Annotated in this window: 12 protein-coding genes and 2 rRNA genes (1 of these 14 only partly in view); 1 reads left to right on the top strand and 13 read right to left on the bottom strand. The window is 30.1% G+C overall.

Annotated features, from left to right (window positions below):
- The 5 genes from KMP11_RS00660 to KMP11_RS00640 form a co-directional block, all read right to left on the bottom strand.
- Window positions 1-878, bottom strand: a 23S ribosomal RNA gene (locus tag KMP11_RS00660); it reaches 2,005 nt to the left of the window's first position.
- A 152-nt stretch (window positions 879-1,030) separates the two neighbouring features.
- Window positions 1,031-2,587: ribosomal RNA gene (locus KMP11_RS00655) — 16S ribosomal RNA — on the bottom strand.
- The 16S and 23S rRNA genes sit together here, the layout of an rRNA operon.
- 386 nt (window positions 2,588-2,973) lie before the next feature.
- Entirely contained in the window at window positions 2,974-3,795 is an 822-nt protein-coding gene (gene nadE / locus KMP11_RS00650) for an ammonia-dependent NAD(+) synthetase (RefSeq protein WP_215757024.1), read from the bottom strand.
- Window positions 3,796-3,808: 13 nt separating this feature from the next.
- Window positions 3,809-5,242 (bottom strand): nicotinate phosphoribosyltransferase, encoded by a 1,434-nt coding sequence (locus KMP11_RS00645; protein ID WP_215757023.1) that lies wholly within the window; start codon window positions 5,240-5,242, stop codon window positions 3,809-3,811.
- A 267-nt stretch (window positions 5,243-5,509) separates the two neighbouring features.
- The gene (locus KMP11_RS00640; protein ID WP_216279923.1) at window positions 5,510-6,136 is read right to left on the bottom strand and encodes a chloride channel protein; all 627 of its coding nucleotides are present in this window, start codon (window positions 6,134-6,136) and stop codon (window positions 5,510-5,512) included.
- Window positions 6,137-6,284: 148 nt separating this feature from the next.
- On the opposite strand from KMP11_RS00640, the gene pssA reads away from it, so the two are divergent.
- Entirely contained in the window at window positions 6,285-6,806 is a 522-nt protein-coding gene (gene pssA, locus KMP11_RS00635; RefSeq protein WP_215757021.1) for a CDP-diacylglycerol--serine O-phosphatidyltransferase, read from the top strand.
- A 378-nt stretch (window positions 6,807-7,184) separates the two neighbouring features.
- Here the strand turns inward: pssA and KMP11_RS00630 are convergent, their stop codons facing one another.
- From KMP11_RS00630 to KMP11_RS07800, 8 genes are all read right to left on the bottom strand, one after another.
- Window positions 7,185-7,856, bottom strand: coding sequence for a hypothetical protein (locus KMP11_RS00630; protein ID WP_216279922.1), 672 nt, complete (start codon window positions 7,854-7,856; stop codon window positions 7,185-7,187).
- Between the two features lie 557 nt (window positions 7,857-8,413).
- Entirely contained in the window at window positions 8,414-9,118 is a 705-nt protein-coding gene (locus tag KMP11_RS00625; RefSeq protein ID WP_216279921.1) for a hypothetical protein, read from the bottom strand.
- Window positions 9,119-9,216: 98 nt separating this feature from the next.
- A complete protein-coding gene (locus KMP11_RS00620) occupies window positions 9,217-9,396 on the bottom strand; it encodes a hypothetical protein (protein ID WP_215757045.1) in 180 nt (59 codons plus the stop codon).
- Window positions 9,397-9,927 (bottom strand): hypothetical protein, encoded by a 531-nt coding sequence (locus KMP11_RS00615; RefSeq protein ID WP_216279920.1) that lies wholly within the window; start codon window positions 9,925-9,927, stop codon window positions 9,397-9,399.
- Between the two features lie 306 nt (window positions 9,928-10,233).
- A complete protein-coding gene (locus KMP11_RS00610; protein ID WP_216279919.1) occupies window positions 10,234-10,467 on the bottom strand; it encodes a hypothetical protein in 234 nt (77 codons plus the stop codon).
- Between the two features lie 5 nt (window positions 10,468-10,472).
- Window positions 10,473-11,018: a hypothetical protein gene (locus KMP11_RS00605; RefSeq protein WP_216279918.1), complete on the bottom strand. Its 546-nt coding sequence runs from the start codon at window positions 11,016-11,018 to the stop codon at window positions 10,473-10,475.
- A gap of 562 nt (window positions 11,019-11,580) precedes the next feature.
- Window positions 11,581-12,210, bottom strand: coding sequence for a hypothetical protein (locus KMP11_RS00600; protein WP_216279917.1), 630 nt, complete (start codon window positions 12,208-12,210; stop codon window positions 11,581-11,583).
- Window positions 12,211-12,484: 274 nt separating this feature from the next.
- Complete coding sequence (locus KMP11_RS07800) at window positions 12,485-12,610, bottom strand: hypothetical protein (protein ID WP_256444859.1); 126 nt, start codon at window positions 12,608-12,610, stop codon at window positions 12,485-12,487.
- Window positions 12,611-12,722 lie beyond the last annotated feature (112 nt).

The raw sequence follows: 12,722 nt of genomic DNA, 5'->3' as shown, positions 1-12,722 counted from the left end.
AATAAACTTCTAACGAGGCTAGCCCTAAAGCTATTTCGGAGAGAACCAGCTATTTCCAAGTTCGATTGGAATTTCTCCCCTACCCACAGCTCATCCAAACACTTTTCAACGTGTCCTGGTTCGGTCCTCCATTCAGTGTTACCTAAACTTCAACCTGGCCATGGGTAGATCACTTGGTTTCGGGTCTACTCCATCATACTATTTCGCCCTTTTAAGACTCGCTTTCGCTTCGGCTCCATGTCTTCCACTTAACCTTGCATGATAGAGTAACTCGCCGGTTCATTCTACAAAAGGCACGCCATCACACTTATATAGTGCTCTGACTAGTTGTAAGCACACGGTTTCAGGTTCTTTTTCACTCCCCTCCCGGGGTTCTTTTCACCTTTCCCTCACGGTACTGGTTCACTATCGGTCACTAGGTAGTATTTAGCCTTGCCAGATGGTCCTGGCTGTTTCCAACGGAATTTCTCGTGTTCCGCTGTACTCAGGTTCTATCTCTTTTCAATTTGCCATTTCGTCTACAGGGCTTTTACCTTCTTTGGCTCGCCTTCCCATGCGATTTGACTATGGCTTTTCTCCAATTTGTTGATAGTCCTACAACCCCCTAAAGCATGCTTTAGGGTTTGGGCTTTTTCCTTTTCGCTCGCCGCTACTTAGGAAATCGATTTTTCTTTCTTTTCCTGCAGGTACTTAGATGTTTCAGTTCTCTGCGTTACCTCCCTTTCGGGTGACAGCTTTTTATTTCTGCCGGGTTGCCCCATTCGGATATCTACGGATCTTTGATTACTTACGTCTTCCCGTAGCGTTTCGTCGTTTGTCACGTCCTTCTTCGGCTCCTAGTGCCAAGGCATTCTCCGTGTGCTCTTTTCTACTTAATCGTGTAGCTTTGGCTTCGTTTTTTCCTTGAACTCTTTTTCTCGGTTTTTCTCTTGTAAATCTTCTTTATAATATATATTCTGTTTTCATTGTGCTTGAGTGTTTGAACACTCAAAACTAAAAGAAATTGTCAATGTTTTTCCTTTTTCCTTAGAAAGGAGGTGATCCAGCCGCACCTTCCGATACGGCTACCTTGTTACGACTTCACCCCAATCATCTACCCCACCGTGACCGGCTCCCTCCTTGCGGTTAGGCCACCGTCTTCGGGTGTTATAAACTCTCGTGGTGTGACGGGCGGTGTGTACAAGACCCGGGAACGTATTCACCGCGACATTCTGATCCGCGATTACTAGCGATTCCAGCTTCATGTAGTCGAGTTGCAGACTACAATCCGAACTGAGAATAGTTTTGTGAGGTTGGCTTGCTTTTACAAGGTCGCTTCTCTTTGTTCTTATCCATTGTAGTACGTGTGTAGCCCAAGTCATAAGGGGCATGATGATTTGACGTCATCCCCACCTTCCTCCAGTTTGTCACTGGCAGTCTATCTAGAGTCCCCATCTTACTGCTGGCAACTAGTTATAAGGGTTGCGCTCGTTGCGGGACTTAACCCAACATCTCACGACACGAGCTGACGACAACCATGCACCACCTGTATCAGTGTATTACCATAGGCAATAACAATTTAATCTCTTATCTCTTCACTGTATGTCAAGACTTGGTAAGGTTCTTCGCGTTGCTTCGAATTAAACCACATACTCCACCGCTTGTGCGGGTCCCCGTCAATTCCTTTGAGTTTCAGTCTTGCGACCGTACTCCCCAGGCGGAGTGCTTAATGCCTTAGCTGCAGCACTGAAGTCTTTTGACTCCAACACTTAGCACTCATCGTTTACGGCGTGGACTACCAGGGTATCTAATCCTGTTTGCTCCCCACGCTTTCGCGCCTCAGTGTCAGTTGCAGGCCAAAAAGCCGCCTTCGCCACTGGTGTTCCTCCTAATCTCTACGCATTTCACCGCTACACTAGGAATTCCACTTTTCTCTCCTGCACTCAAGTTTAACAGTTTCCAATGACCTTCCACGGTTGAGCCGTGGGCTTTCACATCAGACTTATTAAACCACCTGCGCGCGCTTTACGCCCAATAATTCCGGACAACGCTTGCCACCTACGTATTACCGCGGCTGCTGGCACGTAGTTAGCCGTGGCTTTCTGGTTAGGTACCGTCTCTACTGTATATAGTTACTATACAGTCATTCTTCCCTAACAACAGAGTTTTACGAACCGAAATCCTTCTTCACTCACGCGGCGTTGCTCCGTCAGACTTTCGTCCATTGCGGAAGATTCCCTACTGCTGCCTCCCGTAGGAGTCTGGGCCGTGTCTCAGTCCCAGTGTGGCCGATCACCCTCTCAGGTCGGCTATGCATCGTCGCCTTGGTAGGCTTTTACCCTACCAACTAGCTAATGCAGCGCAAAGCCATCTCATAGTGTCAGTTTTCTCCGACTTTTAATTTTTCTTCATGCGATTTTAATCTTATCCGGTATTAGCTACCGTTTCCAGTAGTTGTCCCAGTCTATGAGGCAGGTTCTTTACGTGTTACTCACCCGTTCGCCGCTAAAAGTTGTTGGTGCAAAGCTCCTACATCTTTTCGCTCGACTTGCATGTATTAGGCACGCCGCCAGCGTTCGTCCTGAGCCAGGATCAAACTCTCCAAATTTTATTTGTTTGTTTGTTTAGCTCTTTTAAAGTTTTTTGTTGTCTTTTTTAACTTTTTTTGGAATTAACGTTGACTTTTTCTTTTAGTTTTCAATGTTCAAGTTGCTGCTTTTTTTACAGCTTTTATATTCTATCATTCTATTTTTTCTTTGTCAAGTTCTTTTTTGGGTTTTTTTAAAAATTTTTTAAATGTTTTTAAAATTGTTTAAAAGCATTTTTTATTTTATGAACTTTTGCTTGTTTTTTTCTATGAATTGTTGGTCTTTTAGGACTTTTTTATTCTAGCATTTGTTTTTGTTTCTTGTCAAGTGTTTTTTTGGTTTTTTTAAAAAAATTTAAAAAAATTAAAAATAAATATGGCTAGTCGCTAAACTAACCATATTTTCTTTATTCGTAAAAATCAAATATTGTAACTGGCATACGTCGTTTATGTGATGATTTTAGAAAGTAATTTTCTATTTTATCTGTAATTTCCTTAGCTAGTTTTTTCCCTTCTAAGTAGTCATCTATATTTTCGTAAGTAAGACCTAATGCTACTTCATCAGGTAAAGCTGGTTTGTCTTCTTCCAAATCTGCTGTTGGTTTTTTTAGGTAAAGATGTTCGGGACATTCTAATTCTTTTAGTAATTCTTTACCCTGTCTTTTGTTTAGTCTGAACAGGGGTGCTATATCTACTCCTCCATCGCCATATTTTGTATAAAATCCTGTTAAGGCTTCTGCCGCATGGTCTGTTCCTACTACTATTCCTTTATTCATGGTAGCTATTGAGTATTGAACTTTCATTCTTTCTCTTGCTTTTTCATTACCTTTGGCAAAATCACTAATTATCACTCCAGCCTTTTTTAAGTTTTCATAGCTTGCATCAACAGCTTCTTTTATATTAACCGTATAAACTTTATCTGCTTTGATAAAATCTAGGGCGTCTTGGCAGTCTTGTTCGTCAAATTGTTCTCCATAGGGTAATCTTACCGCTATAAATTTATAGTCATTATCTTTAGTTTCTTTTCGTAATTCTGCAATTGCTAATTGGCATAACTTTCCACACAAAGTAGAATCTTGTCCTCCAGAAATTCCTAAAACTAAAGTTTTTATGAATGGATATTTTTTTAAATAGTCTTTTAGAAATTTTTTTGTTTTTTCAATTTCTTCAATAGAATTTATACTCGGTTGGCATTTTAATTCTTTTATAATTTTATCTTGTAATGACATATATTCACCTATTTTATTTTTTCAGTCTACTTAGTATTTTATTTCTATTTTCCCAGCACGTTCTACTTAAATCTACCGGGTAAAATTCTGGATTTAATAGTCTTGTGTACTCTGACCAAAAATATTTTTTACTTTCTAAAAGATGTTGTTTACTAGTATTAATATGAGGCACTGTATATACTTGTTTGCCATATATAAATATATCCTTGTGCAAGTCAATAGCTTCAAAATTAGAAACTTTTTTTGACAAGTATGTATGAGTTGGATGGAATAGATTAATTTCTTTTTCCAACTTAACATCTTCAGATTCTAGAGCTATATAATCTCCAGCTGCCATACCTGTATCCTTGTTTATGATACGATATAATTTTTTTATACCTGGTGTTGTTAGTTTAGCTGGATTTTCTGATATTTTTAATCTATCTACCATTTTTCCATTTTCATCTTCTAAACAAACTAGTTTATAAACTGCTCCCAAGGCTGGATTTTGGTAAGATGTTATCAGCTTAGTTCCTAGCCCCCAACTATCTACTTTTGCCCCTTGTTGCTTTAGGTGGGTGATTGTGTCTTCATCTAAGTCATTAGATGCAACTATTTTTACATCTTTGTAGCCAGCGTCATCTAACATTTTTCGAGCGGCTTTTGACAGGTAGGCTATGTCGCCAGAATCTAGTCTAATGCCTTTGAAATTAATTTTATCACCTAGTTCATTAGCAACTTTTATGGCACTAGGTATTCCTGAACGTAAGGTGTCATAAGTATCCACTAAAAAATAGCAATCTTTGTGAGTTTCGGCATATTTTCTAAAGGCTACAACTTCATCTTGATAGGTCTGAATAAATGAATGGGCGTGGGTTCCGCTACAGGCTATATCGAATAATTTTGCCGCCTTGACATTACTTGTCGAATCAAAACCACCAATAACGGCGGCCCTAGCCCCCCATATAGCTGCATCAAATTCATGGGCTCTGCGAGTACCAAATTCCATACATACTTCATCAGGACATATATGTTTTATGCGTGATGCTTTGGTTGCTATTAAAGTTTGATAATTTATTATATTTAAAATTGCTGTTTCGACTAATTGGGCTTGAATTAAAGGAGCTTCTATTCTTAGTAAGGGTTCATTACCAAAAACTATTTCTCCTTCTATAACTGAGCGAATGCTACCTGTAAATTTTAAATTTGCTAAGTAATCTAAATAATCTTCTGAGTAATCTAAGCTTCTCAAATAATTAATGTCATCTTCTGTAAATTTAAAATTTTTAATGTAGTCTATAACCTTTTCCAAGCCTGCAAAAACTGCATATCCCCCATTAAAAGGGGCTTTTCTGAAATATAAATCAAAATATGATTTTCTTTCGTGTATCCCGTCTTTAAAGTAAACATACCCCATATTTATTTGATAAAAATCTGTATGCAGGGCATCTCCACTATATCTATCCATTAGGAGCCTCCAAATAATTATTTTTCTTAGATTTTAACACTTTTCTTTCTTTATTGCAAAATTTTTTAAATTAAATAAAATAAGCATAAGGCCTTGTCAGCATTCTGATTTAATATATAGAATATTTTTTATTTAGTAATTTTATCAGCAAGCTAGGAATAATTATTAGTAAGGCTAGCTTGTAAGAAAAAACTTCTAGGGCTAATAAGATGAGAGTTAGAAAAACTCTAGCACTTGCACTAAACATTAAGACATAGCCAAGAGAGGCTAAAATTTGTAGGGGTAAATAAAAATATTAGCAAGGACTAACCCCACCAACAAACCTATGGAAAATAGGGGCGTTACCTCACCACCACTAAAACCTATACTTGTACAAACTAGGGTTAGAAATATCTTGATAAGAAAATCATAATTATTGATAGCCATATTATTATAAAAGAAGCAATCTATAAAATTAGTTCCCAAGGAATTATATCTGCCAGCAGTAAAATAAGAAATAATCACCACTAAAAAGATTAATAACAATTTAATATTTATATTTTTGATGTTTTTTAATTTCTTTTGAACTACTATAAATAACACAGCAAGAATTATTATTAAAAAACTAGCTAATAAAATTAAAAGATAGGTTTTAAAGTTAATATCTTCAACTTCTATAAAATAAAAAATTTTAAAAATAAAAAAAGTAGATAACTTGCTACTGTAATAAGAAAAAATAAAATAAATTATTAATTCTTTGATTTTAGGTAATGAAGTAATAGACCTATACCAGAACCACACCTCTGCTATCTTGCTAGGAATTATTAAATGGCTAAAGCCAGAAACATAGATTGCACAAAACAAAGAAATCATAAATAATTCTTTTACTAATTTTTTATAATATATTATTTTCATTCTTCCTCCTTATAGATAAATACTTGCTAAGACTAATCCCCTAATTATATAAACTTAAAGAAGCAAAAATAATAAATTTCATTTTCTTTAGACTTTATAGGTTTTTTATACTATAATATATATTAACTATTTTTTAAGGAGTATTAGTATGAATAAAGAAATTATTCCTAACGCTATTACAATGGCTAATGGCTTATGTGGATTTTTATCAATTATATTGACTTCAACAGGGCAATATACTTATGCAAGTGTCTTTATTATTTTATCTATGTTTGCAGACCGTTATGACGGCATGGTCGCAAGAAAGTTAGGCGTGGTGTCGCCACTCGGAAAAGAACTAGATTCTATCTGTGATGTGATAAGTTTTGGTGTAGCACCAGCATTTTTAGTGTTTTTTAAAATACATACTGCTAGTAATTTACTGCTTGTGTCAATCATAGCAACTATTATTTGCAGCGTTTACGTTTGTTGCGGAGCTTTTAGACTGGCTCGTTTTAATGTAACAACAATGACAGACGGCTACTATCAAGGTGTACCTATTACTACTTGCGGTTTACTACTAGCATTCTTGTCATTTAATTTTATAAAGATGCCTAATATTGCCTTGCTAATTTTAACTGCCATATTCGGATATTTTATGGTTAGTAAAATTAAAATTAAAAAAATATAGAAAGTTTTATCATTAGAAAAAAGACGACTATTTGTCGTCTTTTTCTATTTTATAATTAATTTTTTTTACATATTTTATAAATAATATATATAATTAAAGATAATATAAATATCCAAAGTATAAAAGTAATTAATGCATTTAAAAAATACATTTTATCATTGTATAGACTCCTCTTTAAAGTAACTAGCTAGATATATACTAATGAATTTATATTTATTACTCATAATAATATATATCACCTAAACAAATTTTTACTATATTATTTTTTAAGTAACGGCTTATTCATTAATCTTTTTTCCCTAGATTTCTTTAATAATCTGTAATTAGATATTATTCCTAGTAACCACAATACAAATAAAATAGTACATAATATTTTAATCATTGTATCGCCTCTACTTCAAATGTATCTCCAATTTTGAAATCATGTGATGTAATTTTAACAGAAGCATAATCTTGATATGTCCTATCAACTAAAGTAAGCATTCTTTTTAATTCATTAATATGAATTTGAGATAAACCTAAACTAGGAATATAAATGAAATAGCCTATTGTTTCAATTCTATAAATATAATCTTCTATTTCTCTTTTAAAATTATTTAATTCCCATTGGTTATGTATATATACTTGAGATCCCCACCAATAGTAATAAACTTCAAAACCTCCCCCAGATCTTGACTGATATTTTTCAGTTATACCATTAGTAGCATTAAATTTATACCAAGCAGAATTAACTTTTTTATTAATATTAGATACAGATAATTCAATATTTTGATAATATTCTTCAGGAGTCTTAAATTGATTATTTATATTTAATTCTTTAAAATTAATTTTTATATAATTTAAAACAAAATCTTTATTAATTTTCAAATTATTATTTTCTAAATAAATTTGACTATCGATATAATCGATATGTTTTTGTATATTGATTTGATTATTTTCTTTTCCTTCAGCCTTAGCCACATTATCATAATTACTAACTAAAGCAGAGATTGGCGTTATAAGCAAGCTAGATGCTAAAATAGCACTAGTAAATTTGAATTTCTTATTCATAATGATTTACCTCCTTTATGAATAAACAAAAATAGGATAAATTTCCTATAATAAATAGTGTGATCACTTCTATTTGTATTTTTATTATAACATATAAAAAGTTAAATAACAAGTATTATATCAAATAAATATATGATATAGCAAGAAGGTTTGCGTTTGCAAAATAGTATAATTATAAAAAATAATAAAATTATTTTTTCTGTTTAGTAGTAAAATTTGAATTTGAGAATTAAAAAAAGACGACTAATAGTCGTCTTTTTCTTTTATTTTTTTTTACTTTTTTCCTACAAAATAATTACCTAATAAGGATAGCATAGTGGGGATAATTACAAATAATATATATTCTAAATTCATTTAATAGCACCCTTATTAATAAGATTTAAAAAACAACTGTTATTCATAATAGATATCTTATTACAAATAACAATGTAACTATCAAAAAATAAAATATTCTAGCTTTTTTTTTGTTTTTTTTATAAATTATGACAGTTATAAATATTATAATATAAAATATAATATCTAATCTTATTTCCTGTATGTATTTTATAATATTCATTTTACTGTATAGCCTCAACAGTATAATAGCCTCCAGCTGCATATACAGACACTTTTACACTTCCATAATCAGATATATATCTTCTAACTTTATTCGCCATAGAATAAAAATTTGAAGAAGTAATTGTTGTAAAAATTCCTAGTATTACTATTCCAGAGCCTCCACTGAATGCTGCTACCGCTCCTAATGCACCTGAACCCCAAAGTCTTTTTTCTCCTGCATCTTCAAAATCTCTTGCTAATTGTTCTCCGGCTGTCCCCCTAGCATAATACTGAAATCCCCACCATTGTTCATAACGTTCATATCCATTAATCCATTCTCTAGACTGATATTTTTCAACTATGCCCTTATTAGCCTTAAACTCATACCAACCAGAATTAACTTTTTTATTAATATTAGATACAGATAATTCAATATTTTGATAATAATCTTCAGGAGTCTTGAATTGATTATTTATATTTATTTCATTCCAATTTTGTTTTATATAAATTAAAATAGCATCTTTATTGATTTTTAAATTATTATTTTCTAAATAAATTCGACTATCAATATATTCAATATGTTTTTGTATATTGATTTTATTATTTGTTTCACTAGCCTTAGCCACATTATCATAATTACTAACTAAAGCAGATATTGGCGTGATAAGCAAGCTAGATGCTAAAATAGCACTAGCAATTTTGACTTTTTTATTAATTTTAATCATCCCCTTATTAATAAAATTTTAATATTTTAAATAGTATGATCAATTCTATTACAATTTTATTAAATTTAGAATATAATAATTTTTTAAAATAATATTATCTATTTTCTTTCTTCTTCTTTTTTCTTCTTTCTTATATAAATATTTGCTGTAATTTGCATTACAAGGCTTACTGGTATAAATATATATTTTACTATCTCTATACCATAATTTTCAAGGATTAAAGCAAGACCTAGCCATGCAAGTATATTTAAAACATTAATTATAATAATTTTTTTCATTTATCCACAATAAGCAGTACCTATAGCACTGATAGCAGTTGTAAGACCAAATCCTATAAGCCCTACAGGAGTTGACGCCGCCATTATTCCAACAACTGTATATAATCCTCCTACGTATGTACTCAATCCGAAAAATGCCAAAGAACAATCTGAAGCCCTGAAGTATGTATTCATACTAATTATATTATCTGATTTTGAATTTTTTCTAATCTCTTTTATAGCATTAGTTAAAGGACCATTCCCATTTTCTTTTATAAAATGATCGTTTAAATTAGATATATATTGACTTATAATTATATCGTTTAATGGGCTATTTATTTCTTTAAGTCTTTGGTTAAGAGATGGATCATTAGTAAATTGAAATCTATATATACCTCTTTTCTTTTGTAACTTAATATAATCTTTAATTATTAACGCTTCCTCTATATCTTTATTAGATATTTTAATTTGTTGTTCCTCAGCCTTAGCCAGATTATCATAATTACTAACTAAAGCAGAGATTGGTGTGATAATTAAGCTAGATGCTAACACTGCACTAGCAAATTTTAATTTTGAAATATTGTGATCACTTCTATTTACATTTTTATTATAACATATAAAAAGACAAAAAACAAGTATTATATTTAAAAAAATACATGGCAGAATAAGGAGGGTTGCGTTTGCAAAATAGTATAATTATAAAAAATAATAACATTATTTTTTTAGTAGTAAAATTTTAATTTGAAAATTTAAAAAAGACGACTATTTGTCGTCTTTTTTTATTTTTTATGTAAACTAAATTGTTAATAAAGTAGGAAATAGTATCATTTAAATATATATATATATAATTTTCTTTTATTAAAAATACATTTTTATTATTTCATTTGCATAATAATTAGTTAGATTATATTTTTTCTTTATAAACTTTATTGTTTCTTTTTTGGGATGTGTTTTTGCATATTCTCTTATTATATTTAATTCACTTTTATTATAAATAATTAAATTAAATATACTTACTTGCATTTTTTTTAATTCATAACCTGTTAATATCGACATTAACATTAATATTATTATTATTACTGTCTTTATCATTTTATTTAGCTAAAACAAGATTCTGTAACAGAAGCAATTCCGCTTAATTCTAATATTAAACTTTTTAAAACAGCTCCTCCAGATTCTGCTCCTTTTATCCCTAATAAATACCTTACAGCATCTGTAACACCTCCAAGGTGTTTTACATATTTTTTAATTTTTAAAATTTTTGCTGCAGGTACAGCTGTACTAACTATCAAAGTACCTAATGAACCCACACACCCCCAAAATCCTCTAGGTTGTATTATAAATATACTATCTTTTGTTTCTCCTATATTATCATTATAGATGTTTAAAGGTATTTTATTTTTTATTAGATAATTTTTTATTTCTTTACTATTTCCATTAAGTAATAAATCTTCTGGTATTTTTTCTATTTGATTAAAAAATGTTTCTAAATATCTTATATCTTCTTCAGATAACTTAATATTTTTCTTTTTGAAATTCTCAGCCTTAGCCTCATTATCATAATTACTAACTAAAGCAGAGATTGGTGTGATAAGCAAGCTAGATGCTAAAATAGCACTAGTAAATTTGAATTTCTTATTCATAATGATTTACCTCCTTTATGAATAAACAAAAATAGGATAAATTTCCTATAATAAATAGTGTGATCACTTCTATTTGTATTTTTATTATAGCATATAAAAAGACAAAAAACAAGTATTATATCAAAGGAATATATATTATAATAAGAAGGGTTACCTTTTCAAAATAGTATAATTATAAAAGATAATTTTATTATTTTTTCTGTTCAATACTAAAATTTGAATTTGAAAATTTAAAAAAGACGACTATTTGTCGTCTTTTTTATTAGCTTTATGTATTTTTCTTATATTTATAATAAGTTAAATATTAAATACATTAAAAAGAAATTTTTATTATTTTTTTAGAAGTATAATAGCAAGAAATACAGAGCATAATGCTATCTTTGCCCATGTATTGTCGTATGGAATAAACCATAATACGACAAGAAATATAAATATTAAAGAAATATATAGAAAAGTATATATTTTTTTATAAATATTAATTTTACTAATCTCTTTTTTGAAAAATACTCTTAGTACATTAATAATTATAAGTGATATTCCTAGTAATATACCTGCTATTGCGTTATTCATAAACACCACTAGTTTCCCAAGTTCCCCAATGGAAGGTCTTTAATTTGCAATTCCCTTTTTCTTCTGCTGTTATACTTATATTATGTGCGATCCAACCTAATTTAATAGGAGCAAAAGTTAAAAATATTCCCAATCCTCCAGAAGCAATACTTGCAAAAATTGATATTGCAGCTGAAGGATACGTAAGACTAGTTAGGATATTAGCTAAATCATGTACAGTTTCTTTATCGTACATTTTCACTTCAATTCCCCACCAATAAAAATTAATTTCTAGGTTGTTTAAATCTCTACTTTGATATTTTTCAACTATACCCTTATTAGCCTTAAACTCATACCAACCAGAATTAACTTTTTTATTAATATTAGATACAGATAATTCAATATTTTGATAATAATCTTCAGGAGTCTTGAATTGATTATTTATATTTATTTCATTCCAATTTTGTTTTATATAAATTAAAATAGCATCTTTATTGATTTTTAAATTATTATTTTCTAAATAAATTTGACTATCGATATAATCGATATGTTTTTGTATATTAATTTGATTATTTTCTTTTCCCTCAGCCTTAGCCACATTATCATAATTACTAACTAAAGCAGATATTGGCGTGATAAGCAAGCTGGATGCTAAAATAGCACTAGCAATTTTGACTTTTTTATTAATTTTAATCCTCCTCCTTATTAATAAAATTTTAATATTTTAAATAGTGTGATCACTTCTATTTGCATTCTTATTATAACATATAAAAAGTCAAAAAACAAGTATTATATTTAAAAAATATATGGTACAATAAGGAGTGTTGCGTTTGCAAAATAGTATAATTATAAAAGATAATTTTATTATTTTTTCTGTTCAATACTAAAATTTGAATTTGAAAATTTAAAAAAGACGACTATTTGTCGTCTTTCTCTAGTTTCTTTATTATTTTCTCTATATTATCATTTATTTTCATAACATATTTTAGAATAAATAAGAAAATTAGTAATAAACCTATGATAATTAAATATATAATCGTCATACTAAACAACCCCTTTTATAAAATTATATCTTATCTAATGCTAACAAAATATCTACAAAAAAAATATGGTATAAATAGTATTCGGCATATAATTAATTAAATACAATTTTCC

The sequence above is a fragment of the Gemella sp. zg-570 genome (genome assembly GCF_018866345.1).
Lineage (GTDB): Bacteria > Bacillota > Bacilli > Staphylococcales > Gemellaceae > Gemelliphila.
This window is presented reverse-complemented; position numbering and strand designations above follow the sequence as displayed.

Excerpts from the sequence above, each read along its gene's own strand:
- KMP11_RS00605 (WP_216279918.1), bottom strand. The coding sequence starts at position 11,018 with ATGAATAAGAAATTCAAATTTACTAGTGCTATTTTAGCATCTAGCTTG.
- pssA (WP_215757021.1), top strand. The coding sequence starts at position 6,285 with ATGAATAAAGAAATTATTCCTAACGCTATTACAATGGCTAATGGCTTA.
- KMP11_RS00640 (WP_216279923.1), bottom strand. The coding sequence starts at position 6,136 with ATGAAAATAATATATTATAAAAAATTAGTAAAAGAATTATTTATGATT.
- nadE (WP_215757024.1), bottom strand. The coding sequence starts at position 3,795 with ATGTCATTACAAGATAAAATTATAAAAGAATTAAAATGCCAACCGAGT.
- KMP11_RS00630 (WP_216279922.1), bottom strand. The coding sequence starts at position 7,856 with ATGAATAAGAAATTCAAATTTACTAGTGCTATTTTAGCATCTAGCTTG.
- KMP11_RS00610 (WP_216279919.1), bottom strand. The coding sequence starts at position 10,467 with ATGATAAAGACAGTAATAATAATAATATTAATGTTAATGTCGATATTA.
- KMP11_RS07800 (WP_256444859.1), bottom strand. The coding sequence starts at position 12,610 with ATGACGATTATATATTTAATTATCATAGGTTTATTACTAATTTTCTTA.
- KMP11_RS00625 (WP_216279921.1), bottom strand. The coding sequence starts at position 9,118 with ATGATTAAAATTAATAAAAAAGTCAAAATTGCTAGTGCTATTTTAGCA.
- KMP11_RS00620 (WP_215757045.1), bottom strand. The coding sequence starts at position 9,396 with ATGAAAAAAATTATTATAATTAATGTTTTAAATATACTTGCATGGCTA.
- KMP11_RS00645 (WP_215757023.1), bottom strand. The coding sequence starts at position 5,242 with ATGGATAGATATAGTGGAGATGCCCTGCATACAGATTTTTATCAAATA.